The following is a 17,035-nucleotide window of genomic DNA, read 5'->3' as shown; positions in this document are numbered from 1 at the left end:
AACGAAACTTCGAAAGGGAGTGGACATAACATGGAAGAAAACAAAGAGTATCGCACAGCTGAAGAAATGGAAGAGATTAAAGAACGAATCTTGACAGCTTTAGAATCTGTCATCGATCCAGAATTAGGTATTGATATTGTGAATCTTGGTTTAATTTATGATGTTGACTTTGCACAAGACGGAAACACCGTAATTAAAATGACTTTAACTACGATGGGTTGTCCGTTGGCAGATATTTTAACAGACTCAATTCAAGCAGCTTTACATGAGATTCCTGAAGTATCTAATGTGGAAGTAAAACTTGTTTGGTATCCAGCCTGGACCACTGACAAAATGTCTCGTTATGCACGAATTGCTCTAGGAATTCGTTAATATTTTTATTAAAAAAAAGCAACTCTCACTCAAAGAAATATGGGTGAGAGTTTTTTTGTATCAAAATTTAACCAATCAAAATTTGTTTAGATCAAAAAAAGCTGAAAGTTAGATTAAAGAAAGTAGTTTCCTGGTGCGGTCTGCGGCTCTTTGATTAAGTTTGGTTAGTTCACTGGCAATTTCAGGGTCTGAACTGTTTTGTAAAGATAATAGTCGATAAATAAGTTTTAAATCTTGTTGTCTGACTTTAGGGAAATGCTGCAGCAAAGCTTGATTTAAATCAGCATTCATTTGATTAATACCAATTAAATCGTTTTTTTGAATAGTGTAGTTTGTTAAGAAATGATGCAGCCTTTGGGTAGAAGATAGTTGCTCAGTATTAAAGCCTTGTGCCCAAGCGAAAGTCAACAAAATAAAAGTATCAAGATCATCTAATTGTTCAGTAAAACTGAGCTGACTCATTTTAAGCAAGTCATTTTTAACTGTTTCAACTGCGACTTTATCGTGGGTTTTTAATTTTACAAAAAAAGCAGTAAAGTTTTCACTCTCAAGCAAATTCAGGGTTAAAGCTTTGTACCAATTGTAGTAATGAGAGTGGGAATATTTGTAAATTTTATGGTTTTTTTCAAAAGTAAGCTCTTTTTCAGTCATATTAATTCCTCCATTTTTCTAAGTATACTTTGAATAGTCAAAAAGTTAAATTCTTTGTGCTAAAAAAAACTTCGGTTATACTGAAATGAAATCAGAAGTGAGAGGATTATTATAAATGAATGAATTGATACAAACGTTTAGCGAACGAAAAGGGGAACTACTAAGCGCGATTTTTGAACACTTGGCAATATCATTAAGTGCCTTGATGATTGCTATTATTATCGCAATTCCATTGGCAATTTTATTAAGTCAACATAAAAAAATTGCAGAAGTAGCATTACAGATTACCAGTATTTTACAGACGATTCCGTCATTAGCTTTGTTGGGATTATTGATTCCTTTTGTAGGAATAGGAACTGTTCCAGCATTGATTGCTCTGGTGGTTTATGCTCTATTACCAATTTTTCAAAATACTTATATTGGCTTGTCAGAAATTGATCCTTCCTTAGAAGAAGCAGCGGATGCTTTTGGAATGAGTCGCATGCGAAAATTATTTAAGGTAGAATTACCGATTGCTATGCCAGTTATCATTTCTGGTATTCGTACTGCTTTGGTTTTAATTATTGGAACAGCAACACTGGCAGCGTTAATCGGGGCTGGTGGTTTAGGGACATTTATTTTGCTAGGAATTGACCGTAACGATCCAACACTAACTTTGATTGGTGCAGTGAGCGCTGCTTTATTAGCGATTATCTTTAGCGGACTGATCCGTTTCTTACAAAACCGTTCAATGAAAACCAGCTTGATTACCTTTGTGATTCTTATTTTGGGGATTGGTGGTATTTTTGTTGCTCAAAATACCGGTAGCGGTCAAGAAACCATCACAATTGCTGGGAAACTTGGCTCAGAACCAGATATTTTAATTAACATGTATAAAGATGTGATTGAGGATAATGATTCAGATGTAAATGTCGAATTGAAGACTAACTTTGGCAAGACTAGTTTTTTATTCAGTGCATTAGAAAATAATCAAATCGATATTTATCCTGAATTTACTGGTACCGTCTTGGAAAGTTTGGTTAAAGTACCAGAAAATAGTCCAACTGACTTAGATGAAAATGGCACGTATCAAGAAGCCAATAAATTGTTGCAGAACCAATTTAAGATGGAATTATTAAAACCGATGGCTTATCAAAATACTTATGCTTTAGCGATGCGTAAATCTCAAGCAGATGAATTAGGAATTAAAACAATTTCTGATTTGAGAAATTATGAAGGTACTTTAAAAGCAGGGTTTACCTTAGAGTTTATCGATCGGCAAGATGGTTATCGAGGGATTCAAGAAAAATACAATGTAAACTTTAACTCAGTGCAAAGCATGGAACCGGCCTTACGTTATCAAGCAATTAATAATGGTGATGTTGATGTAGTCGATGCTTATTCAACCGATAGTGAGATTAAACAATATGATTTGGTTACTTTAGAGGATGACCAACATTTATTCCCTTATTATCAAGGAGCTGCATTATTGAAAGAAAACTTTGCCAAAGATCATCCTGAAGTTGTTAAAGCCTTGAATAAGTTAGCAGGAAAAATTACTGAAGATCAGATGGTGGATATGAACTATCAAGTGAATGTTGAGAAAAAAGATCCAGCAGATGTCGCTCATGACTTTTTAGTTAAAGAAAAAATCATTAAGGGGGACAAGTAGATGGAAACAATGATTGAATTTAAAGATGTTAGCAAACAATTTGATGAGGGAAAAGTCTTAAATGATATTAATTTGAAAATCAATCAAGGAGAAATATTTGTTTTAGTCGGCCCTTCCGGTAGCGGAAAAACCACTTCGTTAAAAATGATTAATGGTTTGGTTGAACCAACCGATGGTGATGTGTATTTCAAAAACAAGCGAATTAAAGAATATAACATTCAAAAATTACGTTTTCAAATTGGTTATGTTTTACAACAAATTGCGTTATTTCCAACTATGACTGTAAAAGAAAATATCGAAGTAATTCCTGAAATGCTAGGCTGGACCAAGGATGCCCGTAGTCGCAGAGTCAACGAGTTAATGTCTGAGGTAGATTTAGATCCAGAAACTTATCGTGATCGTATGCCAGCAGAATTATCTGGTGGACAAGGTCAGCGAATTGGAATTATTCGCGCCTTAGCGGCTGAACCAGACTTGATTTTAATGGATGAACCATTTAGTGCCTTAGATCCGATTTCTAGAAATAGTTTACAGGATTTGGTCTTGGAATTGCATGAAAAGCTGAATAACACGATTGTCTTTGTGACCCACAATATGAAGGAGGCCATGAAGTTAGGTGATCGTATCGCTGTGATGAGAGATGGAAAAGTGATTCAATGTGCAACACCTGAAGAAATTCAAAAAAAACCAGCCGATGAGTTTGTTTTAGAATTCTTTGATGAAACTCAAGATGAAAATAATGTAAAAACATTAGCAGACTTGGTAAGTACTGATAATTATGAACAAACAACTGTACCAGAAAATCAAACCATTTATTCATTAGATACGACTCTTAATGAAGCTTACGAAGTTTTAGCGAAACAAGACTTGCTTTTTATTCGCTTAAAAACCGGTTCTTTTGGTAAAATTACTAGACAATCAATGTTTTGCTATTTAAGTCGGGAGGATAAAAAATGAAATATGATGCAATAGTTATCGGTAGCGGTCCAGCAGGTGGTGCAGCAGCCTACGGTCTTCAGGAAGGTGGTAAGAAAGTTGCTGTCATTGAATCAGAATTATGGGGCGGGACTTGTCCTAACTATGGTTGCGACCCAAAAAAAATCTTAATGAGCGCTGTTGAAGCAAAATATAAAGTAAAAAATCTAATCGAAAAAGGTTTAGAAACAGTTCCAACAATCAATTGGGAAGATCTAATGCAACACAAAAAAGACTATACAGACTTTGTTCCCCAAAACACAGTAGCTGGTTTTGCTGATGCTGGCATTGATTATTTTGAGGGTCAGGCAGAGTTTTCTGGACCTCATGAATTAATGGTCGGTGGAGAGATCTTAACAGCTGAACAATTTTTAATAGCTACCGGACAACGTTCTCGTTTGCTTTCAGTAGAAGGACAAGATTATTTGCAATCAAGTCGTGACTTTCTAGAAATGAGTCATTTACCAGAGAAAATGGTTTTCTTAGGTGCTGGTTATATTGCGATTGAATTAGCAACAATTGCGAATGCAGCTGGTAGTGAAGTTCATATCATTCATCACAATGATCAACCGTTAAAAGAATTTGATCCTGATTTAGTCGCTGATTTAGTACAGCATTTGACTGAAGAAGGCATTCAATTTCATTTTAACGTTGATATCAAGAAAATCGAAAGTATCAATCCACATTTCAAATTATCGGGCGAAGATTTTGAGATGGTCACTGATGTAGTTTTTGGTGCAACTGGTCGGATTCCGAATATCGAAGCGTTAAACTTAGATAAAATTGGTTTACAATATACAAAACAAGGAATAGTTGTGAATCAATATTTACAAACGAATCTTCCTCATATTTATGCGGTTGGTGACGTCATTGCCAAAAAACAACCTAAATTAACACCAGTTTCTGGTTTTGAAGCAAATTATGCTGTATCTGCCATGAATGGCAATCAAAAACCAATTAACTATCCTTTGATTCCAACCATTGTATTCGGTGATAAACGCTTGGCAACAATTGGTTTAAGTCAAAAAGAATTGAAGGATAATGCTAATGAATACCATAGCCAAACAATTGATTTAAGTGACTGGTACACTTATCGCCGAATAAATGAAAAGGGCGCGAAAGCAAAGGTTGTTTATGATTCCTCTGATAAGATTGTAAAAATCAGTCTATTGTCGTCTTTGGCAGATGAAGTTATCAATGATCTTTATTTTGTGCTAGAAAAAAAAATTTCTAAGGAAGAAGTTAGTAACTTTATTTTTGGCTATCCCACACCAGCATCGGATTTAGAATATCTTATTTAAAACAGAGGGGAACCTCTGTTTTTTTTATCGATTTTATGCTAAGGTTTTAAAACAAATACGTATCAGGAGAAAAAATGAAGACAGACTTAACATTAGAAATGGAAAAATCACTTTATTTTTATTGTATGGAATTAGGTGGGATTGTCGTAGAAGAAGTTACCATGCCAGAAGAACGTGGTATTGTAGACACTTTAGCTTGTTTTTTTAAAGAAAACAAAATGGAATGGCGTTGCTATGAATTAAAGGTAAGTAAAGCGGATTTTATGTCAGCTGCAAAGCTTTCTTTCGTAGGAGACTACAATTATTTTGTCTTACCAAATGAGCTTTATGAAAAAGTTCAAGCATTAATTCCTGCTGAGATTGGGGTGTTGGTTTATCGTCCCTATGATCAATTTCAAGAGGAACAGATGGCTCCGGGTACTTTTATCTTAGCCAAAAAACCACAAAAGCAGTCTTTAAAAGTGCCAGAAGATTTATTGCTAGAACGTTTTATGTTTTCATTATTTCGGGAAGTTCGCAAAGCGAAACAAATGTCTTATGGAACCAGTTTTTTCCCAACTGAAGCTTTATATAAAGAGTTGAAAAAGCGTGGACAAGAAAAGGATCATTTACACTCAGAAAACTTCCACGATCGCTTTTTTTCAGATGTTGAAAACGCGCGTATTAAAAGTTTAGAAGAAGAACTGGCGGCTCTAGAACAAGATTATCAATTTTTAAAAAGCCAGAGAAAAGTTAAACGACGTCCAACAGAAAGATTGGAGTGAGAAAAATGTACTACCCTTATTTCAGGGGAAAACAGTTTGACCTGTTAGCGTTGTCTACTTTAGTTAAAGAGCAACGCTGGTCTAAAAAAATTATTCCAATTATCGAACCAGTTAGAGACTCTGCCACCTTAAAAAAAACTATCGAATTATTTCAAAAGGAAAAACTACAATTATATATCATTGAAAACCCGCAAGTTGGCCGTTTTAAATTTTTTGAAGCAAAGCAACATCCGTGGCAATTAAAAGCAGATACCAGCATTTACTCAGCAGAAATTGTAACAAATCAAAAACTAGATCAAACAAGCTTAGCGATTTTCAATGAACAATCTACTCGAGATCAAAATCTGTTGAAGTCTAATCAGCTCGCATTATTGCCGAACCAAGGACGATTTCGGATTTTGCCTTTTCAGAAAAAAATTATTTTAGATGATGCCTTTATCGCTAGAAAAAAAGTTGAAACTTATGGAAATCATGACGATGATTTCTTTAGCGATCAACATCTGTATTATCAGACGGATGGGTTTGCTGGTTTCAGTGATTATACGATTGAAAGTAGTAAATATTTTGATAAGGGCGGACCAAGTCGAGCAATCGCCATTCATATTACTTATTTTGATGCCTATTTAAATTTACGGGTGAAGCATTTTGTCTCTGATACTAATGATAGTGCCAAAGATCAAGCTTTAAAATTTTTTGAAGCTGCTGAAAAAATGTTGGAATGGTATGATCGAAATCAAGATCAGTTACTGCTGACTTTAGGTATGACCGAATTAATTAATTATTTAAAAATTAAAAAGTTTCCAGGATTGGGAACAATAAAAAAATGGTCCTTAGCGCATCATTTGGAGTTATTAGGTGCCTATTTAAATGAAGGAAACCATTATTTGAAGGGATGGAAAAAATATGGGATACAAGGATGAAGATTTTATTTTAAGACAGGCAAAACAAATGGGAGAAGCTGCTGACGAAATTATGATGGTGGAGGCAGAACAAGGACAAAAAAAATCCGATGAAATACTATTTCGTAAGACTATTCCAACGGATGTTCCGTCAATTATGTTATTGATTCAAGATGCAACAGCATATTTAAAAGAGCAAGGTTCACCACAATGGCAAAATAATCAAGCACCTACTGAAGAAACAATTCAAAATGATATAAAAAATGATGTTAGTTATGTACTCACTTTGAATCATGAAGTCGTAGGTCTGTGCGCCTTAATAGCTGAAAAAGATTCGGCCTATGAAGCAATTGATGGTGCTTGGAATGACCTGGGCACTGATACTTATGTTGCTATTCATCGTGTTGCAGTTAGTTCAAATTATCGAGGCCTGGGTTTAGGGCAAAAATTATTAGAAGAAGTAATAAAAAAAGCCCAATCATTGGGCTATCAAGATATTCGAATTGATACTTATCCTACAAACGGACCAATGCTTCATTTAATTGATAAAGTTGGTTTTACTTATCAAGGCATGATTGAATTTGATTTTATCAATGGTGAAAGAAAAGCTTTTCAATTAATTTAAAGCTTTTCTGAATTGTGCCACCATGTCAGCAACGGATTGTTCGCCGTCAATTTCAATTAATGTTTCGATTTTTTTAAGTTCAGGTAAATAAGCCAAATCTTTTTCATATAAAGCAATTCTTCTTTTAATTTCAGCTGGACTTGCTCGATGAGCTAAGCGTTCAGCTAAAGTTTCTTTGGAAATATGGATCCAGACTGGAACCATTTGTTGAGCAAAATTTTTATATAGATTTAAAAAGCCTAATGGAGTAATCGGATCATAGCAATCTGAAATCTCCAGGGCTTTTTTTATGCTGGTTAAGGCAATACCATAATAGTTTTCATCATAAACATCAAATTCGGCAAATTGGTCGTCAATAACCATCTGCTTGAACTGTTTTTTTGAAACAAAATGATAATCTAAACCATCTTTTTCGGAAGAACGTGGTATTCTGGTGGTATAAGACACGATCTTTTGTTGAGAGGAAAAACTTTTTTCGGCTAAAGTAGTTTTTCCTGAGCCACTAGGTCCCATAAATAAATAGCAATAATGCATTCCTTCACTTCCTTTCTTTTAGTATAATGAAAGATGTGAGTATTTGCTAGGAAGGAATTTAAAAATGAAAAAAAATGAAAAAAACAATAAAAAAATCATGATAATAGGATTGGCTGCCATCGCTATCGGTGCTGCTGGCTTTCTAGGTTATACTACTTTCCAAGCTAGAACGGCAAAAAAGACTGGTGAAGAGACCATCACTGCCTTTACTAAGGCATTAAAAAACCAAAATTACGACCAGCTTTCTAACTACATTACAATCGATGCTAAAACGCAGAAAAACTATTCGAAAAAAGCAGTGAATGAAAAATACCAAGCTGTTTTTACAGGAATTGGTGCAAACAATGTAAAAATTTCAGACATAAAAATCAAAGGTGACGACTTTTCCTATGAATTAAGTTTTAGTACTGGATTAGGAAGTCTAAAGAATAATTACAGTGGTACTTTTTCTGATCAAAATAAAAAAATCAATTGGAAACCAGATCTAATTTTTCCGACGATGTCAGGTAAAGATACCGTCAGTTACCAAAATGATCCGGCTGTTCGTGGTGAGATTTTAGATCGTAATGATGCTGCAATTGCTGCCAATGGAACAGTATACAGATTAGGTGTGACCCCGGTTAAATTAGGTTCAGGCAGTGGGAAAAATACAGCCATTGAAGAAATTGCTACCTATACTGGTTTGACCACGGATGAAATCAATACTGCATTGGATCAGGGTTGGGTAGAGGATGATTCTTTCGTCCCATTGGCAACTGTTAACAGCCTTCCTGAAGATTTACCAGAAGAATTGGATTATCAGGAGGCAACGGGGCGAAATTATCCACTAGGTGAGGCTGCAGCACAATTAACTGGTTACGTGGGTAAAGCAACAGCAGAAGATATCGAAAAAAATAATGCTTTAGTATCAGGTTCTGTGATTGGGCGTGCCGGTTTAGAACTATCCTATGATAAACAATTGCGAGGAACTGATGGTGGTACTTTAGTAATTAACGATAAAAATGGTGACCAGAAAAAAGTCTTACAAAAGGTGAATAAAAAAGATGGAAAAAATATTAAATTAACAATTGACAGTCAGGCACAGCAAGTAGCCTATCAATCATTAGGTGGGCAACCTGGATCAAGTGTCGCAATGGCACCAAAGTCAGGTGATTTGTTAGTTCTAGCTAGCTCACCGAGTTTTGATCCCAACTTAATGACAAATGGGATCAGCCAAACTGATTATGATGCCTATAATAACGATGCCAACCTACCATTTTCAAACCGATTTTCAACTGGTTATGCGCCAGGTTCAACCTTTAAAACAATTACTGCTTCAATCGGTTTAGATGCGGGTACACTGAATCCCAGTGAAGAAATAGCGATTGATGGTTTAAAATGGCAAGAAGATAGTACTTGGGGCGGTTATCAAATTACCAGAGTTAGTGAAGTTTCACCAGTTGATTTAGAGACGGCATTGGTTTATTCAGATAATATTTATATGGCCCAACAAACATTAAAAATGGGTAGCAAAACCTTTTTAGCAGGTTTGGATAAATTTATTTTTGGCGAAAAATTAGATTTGCCTATTTCTATGAATCCAGCACAAATTTCTAATGACGGTACATTTTCTTCAGACATTTTATTAGCAGATACTGGATATGGACAAGGACAATTGTTATTAAACCCAATTCAACAAATCACGACTTATTCTGTACTTCCTAATAAGGGAACACTTGTATATCCAAAACTATTAGCTTCAAAAGAGACAAAGACCAAAAAAGCTGCTATTAAAGAAAGTTCGGCAACAACAGTTACAACTGATATGCAGGCTGTTGTGACTGATCCTAATGGAACAGCGTATATATTGAATAGCTTAGGTTTACCAATTGCCGCTAAGACAGGGACTGCTGAAATTAAAACCGAACAAGATACAAAAGGACAAGAAAATAGTTTCTTATACGCTTTCGATACCAGTAATCAAGCGTACTCTGTTTTGAATTTCTTGGAGAATGCTCAAGATGGGGATAGTGCAGTAGGTAGATCAGGAGATTTATTAACCTATCTTTCAGAAAATTATCAATAATACTTGAGCATAAGCGTTAAGATTGATACTATAACATCTGAAGGATGGTGCAAGATGAACAAGAGACAGAGAAAAAAACAAACTTATAAAAAATATATTCGGGAAATTTTTGCAGGATATGAAAAAATGATTACTGACAAGACCATTCAAGAATTGCAATTTTCCTATTTAAAAGAAACGACATTTTTAACCCGTGACGATGAAGGTGTCATTCACTTTCTTACAAAGGAAAAATAAATATGAGACCATTTTAGTGAGGAAACAGAAGCTAAAATGGTTTTTTTATTTTTAAAGAAAAAACATCCGACTTTAGTTTGAAAATTTTCTTAAATAAACCTAATCTTGCTAAATAATTACTTAAAGAAAGTCGATCTAGCTATACAGGTAATTGGCTTCATGTAAAATAGAATTATCAATATTTAGGAGGAAACATAAATTGAAATTTCATAAATATATTCTTTTAGCAAGTTTAACTATGTCCTTAGGAGCAGGTATTATTGCCACTAATCAAAAAGTAGAAGCTTCTACTACAAATAATGGCACGGTTATTGATGAACGCTGGGGCAAACCAACTTTTGTAGCAGGTGCTGGCCTCAGCAATAGTCAACTAACAGAAACAATGAATGTGTTAGGCATTACCTCAAGTGAAGTGAATCAACAAACAGCAACTGGTGCTGATTTAATTAAGTATTTAGGCTCTGGTAGTGGAGATGATAGCGTGATGCTCAGCTCTGTTGTCGTAAATCGTACCGATAGTGGCTCAGGGATTACGGTTGATATCTTAACACCAGCAAACATTACTCAAATTTCAGCAGATCAATATAAAAATCCGCTTGTAACCGCTGGGATTACTGATGCTTCAGTCAAAGTTGCTAGTGTTGTGAAAGTAACCGGAGAAAGTGCTTTAACAGGTGTCTATAAAGCTTTTGAAGCAAATGGTGAAACCATTGATACTAATCGAGCACAACTTGCACAAGACGAATTAGATACAACTTCTGATGTTTCACAAAATATTATCGATAGTGCCAATAGTTCAAATGATTCTACTTTATCAAGTAGTGAACAAGACCAAGCTGATGAAGCATACAAATCTCAATTAAATCAAACATTAGTTGAAATTAAACAAGAATTAGCTGATTTAAAAGAGCAAAATAGGTCGAATGCTTCGACTACTCAAATTACCACAATTGTAAATAATGCTATTCAAAATAATAATTTAACCCAATATATATCACAAGCTGACATTGATAAACTTGTTTCATTAGCTGAAAGATATCAAACCACTGATGGTGTGCTAGACGCAGAATCAATTGCGCAGTTGGATAAAATCAGTAGTGATTTCAAAGATAATCTTAATAAAATCACTGATAAATTAGGTAGTTTTGGTGATCAATTAAAGGGTACAATTGAAGATAATCAAGGATTTTTCACTAATTTATGGAATACGATCAAGAATTTCTTTACTAACTTAACAAATTAATCAAAATTATTGGCGTTTTCAATAACCAATTCGCTGAAAAAATGATACTATTAAACAAATGAAGAAGTTAGGAGGGTCAACATTGACTCAAAATGATAATTTACAACCCGACAGTTCTTTTGATACCGTAAAGGAATCAGCTTCAGATGTTTTAGGCGGATTAATGTCGAAAATTCAACGACTAGAAAAAGCGATGGATGAAGAAGACATGGGTGCTGTGTATCAAATCTATTGGCAAGAGTTACCTGTATCAATCCAACAATCAAGTAATGCAAACCATGAAATTGACAATTTCTTGACCAGTAAAATTGATCGTGAATTCATTAAGACTTTTCCTTTTATGATTCTACGAAAAAAAGTATCACCAGTCCTAATGGATTACCAAATCAGCTCCTACTACCGTGACCGAACAGTCATTGAAATTGATGCGACGCAACCAGAAATTACTGTTTTACCTGAAATTAAACAACAGTGGGAACAAGTTGAAACTGGTTTTTACGAGAATGAAATCAAACGTCTCCAAAATAAAGAAGATGATTTTGAAGCTAAAAAAATTCTTGCAACGACTGAAATAAAAAAATTAGAGAATTTAATTGATCAAATTAATGATGAAAAAGAAGAGCTGGAAGCTAGTAAAACCTTCCGTAATCGCAAAAAGATCGAAGAGGATTTACTTGATTTAGATGATAAATATGACGACCTGCAAGCGGAAATAAAAAAATGGCAGCCATATTTGACCAATGAAAACCATTCGGTCAATCCAACCAACGAATTAAATCAGCAAATTAAAGCTCTAATGCTGGAACAAGCGATTGCCATCAAAGAGTTACGTCTAATCAAAAAATATTTTAATGATGTCAAAAACATGGAAGAACAGCTCCAAATATTCAATCAAAACTTTTTGAAGATTGGAGGCGAATAGAATGAGCGAAGAAAAAAATAGATTCAATAAAATTTATGATTCACTAGTTGAAGAAGATCGTGTGACCATTCCAGTTGATGTTTTACAAGCGGCCGAAGAACGAGAAGCTGATTTTGAGCAAAAAAATGCTGAAGCTGACGCACTAGAGACACCTGAATTAGATGAAGCAAACGTTACTGAAACACTGTCTGAGGAAGTAATTGAAGCCGAAGAAGTGAACGAAATAGAAGAACCAGAAGAACTAGCCGAAATTAATGAAGATCTTGAGTTAATTGAAGAGGAAGAAACAACTGAATTAGAAGAAATTCCAAAAGAGCAGACATATTCATTGCCAACCTATCAAGATCTTAGACAAACGACTTATGGAGATCTGCTGAGCTTAATTGATGAAGCTGAAAGAGAATTAGCTGATTTAAAATTCCGCAAACAATTGATGGAATCAGATTTCAATGAACTAATGAGCTTCTTCAATCAAGTTTTCATTATTAAAACCTTACCAATTTCTGCAATTGCTGAAGATGCATTATTGGAATATTTCACGTATGAATTGTTAAAACCATTAGAAAAACATGATTTACGTTTGTCTGATCATCAATATTCTGTTTGGGAAACCAAGCATTTTGAACTTAGTTATCAATTGATCGATAATGAAATGATTTCCTTTGAACTAATTTTACCAAGAAGTGATGATCGTTTATTAAATCAATACATTCCACTGATGGATGTTTTCCCTGGTAATCAAAAAGTGATCATTTCTGACGAGGCTGTTTTGGAAATCTTAACAGGTTGCTTTAGTCACCATATTTTTACAAGTGGTCAAATTTCGTTCTTCAGCTTTGAAATCAATACAGTCTTAGCAAACATGAAACAATTAGGCTTTGAAATTGAAGATAATTTGTTAGACAATAGCAAACCGTTAAACTTAGACTACCAGTTACCTCATACTATTTCTGAAGAAGTATTGGATGATATCTTTATAACTGCTATGAATAACGAAAGACACGATTTCCAAAAATTAGCTGAGGATGAATACCTAGTTGCTCTAGAAAACGAACAAACTGTAACCATCAAGCAACAAGTAGAAGAGGATGCTGCAACACTTAAAATCAATTCTGGTTACACAAATAAATCATTAATTGAGTTCTTTGGTACGTATCAATATTTAGTTGATTTAGCAATGACTCAATAAAAGGAAAGCAGTGGATTATAAGTCCGCTGCTTTTGTCATTTATTTTAGTCAAACCTTTTAAAAAGTTTAAAACTCCTATGGTATAATACCTGAGTTGACACAAAAGTATTTCATTTATGATCCAAATAGTGTATTTTAAGTACTGTGAAAAAAAATTGGAAGAGGGTTTTAAGATATGTGTGGGATTGTCGGCTTTGTAGACCGCAGCGCAGTTACGGATAAAGAAAAAAACATCAAAGCAATGATGGATACGATTGTTCATCGAGGCCCTAATAGCTCTGGACAATTTATTGATAAAGGCGTGGCGCTAGGCTTCAGACGACTAAGTATTATTGACTTAGAAGGTGGGACTCAACCAATCTATAATGAAGATAAAACAAAAATCATTACTTTTAATGGTGAAATATATAATTACCAAAGTATTCGTGAAGACTTAATAAAAAAAGGGCACATTTTTACAACCCATAGCGATACAGAAGTGTTGTTACATGGATATGAAGAATATGGTGTGGATCTATTACAAATTATCCGCGGGATGTTTGCTTTTGTCATCTGGGATACTGAAAAACAAGAATTATTTGGTGCAAGAGATCATTTTGGTATTAAGCCGCTTTATTATACAGAAATGAATGGTACTTTCATGTACGGGTCAGAAATTAAAAGCTTTTTGAAACATCCAAATTTTGTGAAAGAATTAAATGAAGAAGCCTTAAAACCATATTTAACTTTCCAATACTCTGCCTTAGATGAAACTTTCTTCAAAAATGTTTATCGCATTAAAGAAGGTCATTATTTTACTTACAAAGATGGCAAATTAGATATTCAAGAATACTGGGATGTCTCTGAAGGTGAAAGCAATATGAACCTTGAAGAAACAATTGACCTAATCGACAAAACCGTCGTCGAATCAGTTGAGGCACATCGAATTGCTGATGTAGAAGTCGGATCTTTCTTATCTTCAGGTGTTGACTCAAGTTATGTAACAGCCGTTTTGAGACCTGAACATTCGTATTCAATAGGCTTTGGTGACAAAACCTATAATGAATCAGTTGAAGCTAAAAAGTTAACTGACTTAATTGATTTAAAAAATGTTTCTAGAGTTGTCACTGGGGAAGAAGCTTTTGAATATTTCCCATTGATTCAATATCATTTAGATGAACCGGATTCGAATCCATCATGTGTCCCACTTTATTTTCTAACTGAATTAGCAAGTCGTGATGTACGGGTTGCTTTAAGTGGGGAAGGAGCAGATGAACTATTTGCTGGTTATCAAGCTTATGGTGTAAATACTCGTTCTAAAACAGTGAAAGTTGTTGCTGAAGGATTGAAAAAATTACCTAAGAAAATGCGTTATTCGATCGCAAGAAGCTTGAAGGGAAAAACTTTTAAAGGTGCGCTACATTTATATACAAATTTAGCTCCGGCGGAAGAATTTTTCATTGGCCAAGCACGTGTTTTTGAAGAAAGTGAAGCAGATGATTATTTACAAACAAAATATCAAGACAGCAAATCTGTTCAAGAAATTGTGGCGCCAGTTTACGCTAAAGCACAAGACTTATCAGAAGTGAAGAAAATGCAATACTTAGATTTACATCAATGGATGCCAAAAGATATTTTGCTTAAAGCTGACAAACTAGCTATGGCGAATTCCTTAGAAGTACGCGTTCCGTTGTTAGACAAAGAAATGATGAAAGTCGCTCAAAATGTGCCAACAAAATATTTAATTACACCGGAAAATACTAAATTTGCTTTCCGTCAAGCGGCAGCACGTCATTTACCCGAAGAGTGGTATAATCGTGAAAAATTAGGTTTCCCAGTACCAATTAAAGATTGGTTACGAGAAGAAAAATATTACAAACTTGTACGAGACGTTTTCCAACAAGATTTTGTAAAAGAATTTTTTGATCAAGACAAAATCATTCAACTATTAGATGACAATTATAAAGAAAAAAATAATGAACGTCGTAAAATTTGGACGATTTATACATTTTTAACATGGTATCAAGTTTACTTCATAAATGATGGAGAAAAACCAGTTGTTGAACAAATAGCATAGTTTAGAAAGCCTCAGATAACGAATAAATCTGAGGCTTTTTTTAAATGAATAAAAAAATTGGCAATACATGGTGTATAAATGAACTCAAAAAAAGTTTGAAAACTATTTTATATAAAAAGGGAAAATATATATAAGTGTTATTTGTTGCACTTTATAAAAAGATATTCGCTTTTTTACTACTTAGTTTACATAATATACATTATACAAAGCTATATTTAAAACTTATCTGGTAAATCAGCAATATCCAGCCAGACTTTAATAATCTATGAATCTAGTTAATAATCTAATTACTAACTATTTCACCTTTATAAAAATCTTTCTATCCGAAGCTTATTCTAAAACGCCTTGAAGAATCAAAAGTAAGAACAAAAAAAATATTCCTATTATTATCATTAATAACTATTTAAAATATGATATACTGTCCCTAATTTAACAAGAAAGAAAGGATTTTTTTATGAAATCAGACTCTTTTTCAGGGATTATTTTGGGAATTGCGCTTATTGTCTTATATTTTCATTTAGGCACATTATCACCATATATTTTCTATCTGGCAATTATAATAATTCTAGTTGCTCTTTTTACAACTTTTTACCCTATAATTAGTAAGAAAAAACGTTTTTCTCGCGCTCAATTAGAGTCAATTGACGTGATGACCGGCTATGATTTTGAAGAATACATTTCTTATCTTTTAAAGAAAAACGAGTTTCAAAACATAAAATTAACACCTAAATATGACCAAGGAATTGACATCATAGCTACAAAAAATGGTATTAAATATGGATTTCAATGCAAGCGCTGGAAGAAAAAAGTTGGTAATAAAGCAATTCAGGAAGTTCATGCTGGAATTGGATATTATTCATTGGATATTGCCGTGGTTATAACTAACAATTATTTTACAAAACCTGCACAAGAATTAGCAAAAAGAAATAACGTCGAACTTTGGGATAGAAACACAATAACTAGATTGATAGAAAAAGTCTCATTAGAACAGTCTGTAGCTAAGTAAAAAATATTTGCCGTGTATCTTTATCATACTGGATAATTTATGATTTTTTATAAAAATTTGAACTTGGCATTTGATTGCTACATAATACCTTCTTTACACTCTAGAATCGTTGTTGGGACTGCTGCTGTTTCTTAATACCAGAAATCCGTTTGTAGCTGTCCCCCTTCAGGTCGTTTAGCCAACGTGCTCTTCTAGAAAATCTCTATTTTGTTCCGTATTCATTTTAAACAAAAAAAGTCATCAGATTAATTGATGACTTTGCTAAACTTGATTTGTTTGCTGTCTTTTTTTGTTTTTATGCTTTGCAATAAAAAAACCAATAATCAATTGAATTAATAATATAACTAAGAAAACAACAACTAAGGCGATAATTGATAAAATTCGGCTTTCCAATGTCTGTGGCGTCCCTGTCCAGTCATTTTTTTGGGTCAAAAACCAATAAGCACCATATCCAAATAGTAGCAACCAAACAACATTTAAACACCACCAAATTTTCATCTTTCTACCCTACTTTTCAAATTTAATTGGCAAAGCAACTACATAAT

Annotated in this window: 17 protein-coding genes; 14 read left to right on the top strand and 3 right to left on the bottom strand. The window is 33.9% G+C overall.

The annotated features are described in order from the left end of the window. The first annotated feature begins 30 nt into the window (after positions 1-30). Entirely contained in the window at positions 31-372 is a 342-nt protein-coding gene (locus tag ID741_RS11455) for a metal-sulfur cluster assembly factor (protein WP_218325304.1), read from the top strand. Positions 373-480: 108 nt separating this feature from the next. Here the strand turns inward: ID741_RS11455 and ID741_RS11450 are convergent, their stop codons facing one another. Beyond that, on the bottom strand, positions 481-1,023 hold the full coding sequence (locus ID741_RS11450) for a hypothetical protein (RefSeq protein ID WP_218325303.1): 543 nt from the start codon (positions 1,021-1,023) through the stop codon (positions 481-483). 115 nt (positions 1,024-1,138) lie between these two features. Here ID741_RS11450 and ID741_RS11445 point away from each other — a divergent pair, with 115 nt between their 5' ends. The 6 genes from ID741_RS11445 to ID741_RS11420 all read left to right on the top strand — a co-directional run bounded on the left by ID741_RS11445 (position 1,139) and on the right by ID741_RS11420 (position 7,238). Further along, entirely contained in the window at positions 1,139-2,674 is a 1,536-nt protein-coding gene (locus ID741_RS11445) for an ABC transporter permease/substrate-binding protein (RefSeq protein ID WP_438720057.1), read from the top strand. After that, on the top strand, positions 2,675-3,631 hold the full coding sequence (locus tag ID741_RS11440; protein WP_438720056.1) for an ABC transporter ATP-binding protein: 957 nt from the start codon (positions 2,675-2,677) through the stop codon (positions 3,629-3,631). Beyond that, the gene (locus ID741_RS11435; RefSeq protein WP_438720055.1) at positions 3,628-4,950 is read left to right on the top strand and encodes a dihydrolipoyl dehydrogenase family protein; all 1,323 of its coding nucleotides are present in this window, start codon (positions 3,628-3,630) and stop codon (positions 4,948-4,950) included. The genes ID741_RS11440 and ID741_RS11435 overlap by 4 nt, the downstream gene beginning before the upstream one ends. Before the next feature lie 74 nt (positions 4,951-5,024). Beyond that, the gene (locus ID741_RS11430; RefSeq protein WP_438720054.1) at positions 5,025-5,714 is read left to right on the top strand and encodes a hypothetical protein; all 690 of its coding nucleotides are present in this window, start codon (positions 5,025-5,027) and stop codon (positions 5,712-5,714) included. Next, a complete protein-coding gene (locus ID741_RS11425; protein WP_438720053.1) occupies positions 5,711-6,634 on the top strand; it encodes a sce7725 family protein in 924 nt (307 codons plus the stop codon). The genes ID741_RS11430 and ID741_RS11425 overlap by 4 nt, the downstream gene beginning before the upstream one ends. Next, complete coding sequence (locus ID741_RS11420) at positions 6,618-7,238, top strand: GNAT family N-acetyltransferase (protein ID WP_438720052.1); 621 nt, start codon at positions 6,618-6,620, stop codon at positions 7,236-7,238. The genes ID741_RS11425 and ID741_RS11420 overlap by 17 nt, the downstream gene beginning before the upstream one ends. Here the strand turns inward: ID741_RS11420 and ID741_RS11415 are convergent. Further along, positions 7,230-7,772 carry a guanylate kinase gene (locus ID741_RS11415; protein ID WP_438720051.1) on the bottom strand — a complete coding sequence of 181 codons (543 nt, stop codon included), beginning with the start codon at positions 7,770-7,772 and terminating at the stop codon, positions 7,230-7,232. The two genes, ID741_RS11420 and ID741_RS11415, sit on opposite strands and share 9 nt — an antisense overlap. A gap of 64 nt (positions 7,773-7,836) precedes the next feature. Here ID741_RS11415 and pbp4 point away from each other — a divergent pair, with 64 nt between their 5' ends. The 7 genes from pbp4 (at position 7,837) to ID741_RS11380 (ending at position 16,490) form a co-directional block, all read left to right on the top strand. Beyond that, positions 7,837-9,837: a penicillin-binding protein PBP4(5) gene (gene pbp4 / locus ID741_RS11410; RefSeq protein ID WP_438720050.1), complete on the top strand. Its 2,001-nt coding sequence runs from the start codon at positions 7,837-7,839 to the stop codon at positions 9,835-9,837. A 54-nt stretch (positions 9,838-9,891) separates the two neighbouring features. Then, a complete protein-coding gene (locus ID741_RS11405; RefSeq protein ID WP_218325294.1) occupies positions 9,892-10,074 on the top strand; it encodes a hypothetical protein in 183 nt (60 codons plus the stop codon). A gap of 199 nt (positions 10,075-10,273) precedes the next feature. Further along, entirely contained in the window at positions 10,274-11,317 is a 1,044-nt protein-coding gene (locus ID741_RS11400) for a DUF1002 domain-containing protein (protein WP_438720049.1), read from the top strand. Between the two features lie 82 nt (positions 11,318-11,399). After that, positions 11,400-12,239 carry a hypothetical protein gene (locus tag ID741_RS11395; RefSeq protein ID WP_438720048.1) on the top strand — a complete coding sequence of 280 codons (840 nt, stop codon included), beginning with the start codon at positions 11,400-11,402 and terminating at the stop codon, positions 12,237-12,239. Position 12,240: 1 nt separating this feature from the next. Next, the gene (locus ID741_RS11390; protein ID WP_438720047.1) at positions 12,241-13,428 is read left to right on the top strand and encodes a hypothetical protein; all 1,188 of its coding nucleotides are present in this window, start codon (positions 12,241-12,243) and stop codon (positions 13,426-13,428) included. A gap of 175 nt (positions 13,429-13,603) precedes the next feature. Then, positions 13,604-15,484 carry an asparagine synthase (glutamine-hydrolyzing) gene (gene asnB / locus ID741_RS11385; protein ID WP_218325291.1) on the top strand — a complete coding sequence of 627 codons (1,881 nt, stop codon included), beginning with the start codon at positions 13,604-13,606 and terminating at the stop codon, positions 15,482-15,484. Between the two features lie 454 nt (positions 15,485-15,938). Continuing rightward, positions 15,939-16,490: a restriction endonuclease gene (locus tag ID741_RS11380; RefSeq protein ID WP_438720046.1), complete on the top strand. Its 552-nt coding sequence runs from the start codon at positions 15,939-15,941 to the stop codon at positions 16,488-16,490. A 261-nt stretch (positions 16,491-16,751) separates the two neighbouring features. Here ID741_RS11380 and ID741_RS11375 read toward each other — a convergent pair whose 3' ends face one another. Then, positions 16,752-16,988, bottom strand: coding sequence for a DUF3923 family protein (locus tag ID741_RS11375; protein ID WP_438720045.1), 237 nt, complete (start codon positions 16,986-16,988; stop codon positions 16,752-16,754). Between the last annotated feature and the right edge of the window lie 47 nt (positions 16,989-17,035).

It is taken from the genome of Enterococcus sp. AZ103, from assembly GCF_051714685.1.
Classification (GTDB): domain Bacteria; phylum Bacillota; class Bacilli; order Lactobacillales; family Enterococcaceae; genus Enterococcus_A; species Enterococcus_A alishanensis.
This window is presented reverse-complemented; position numbering and strand designations above follow the sequence as displayed.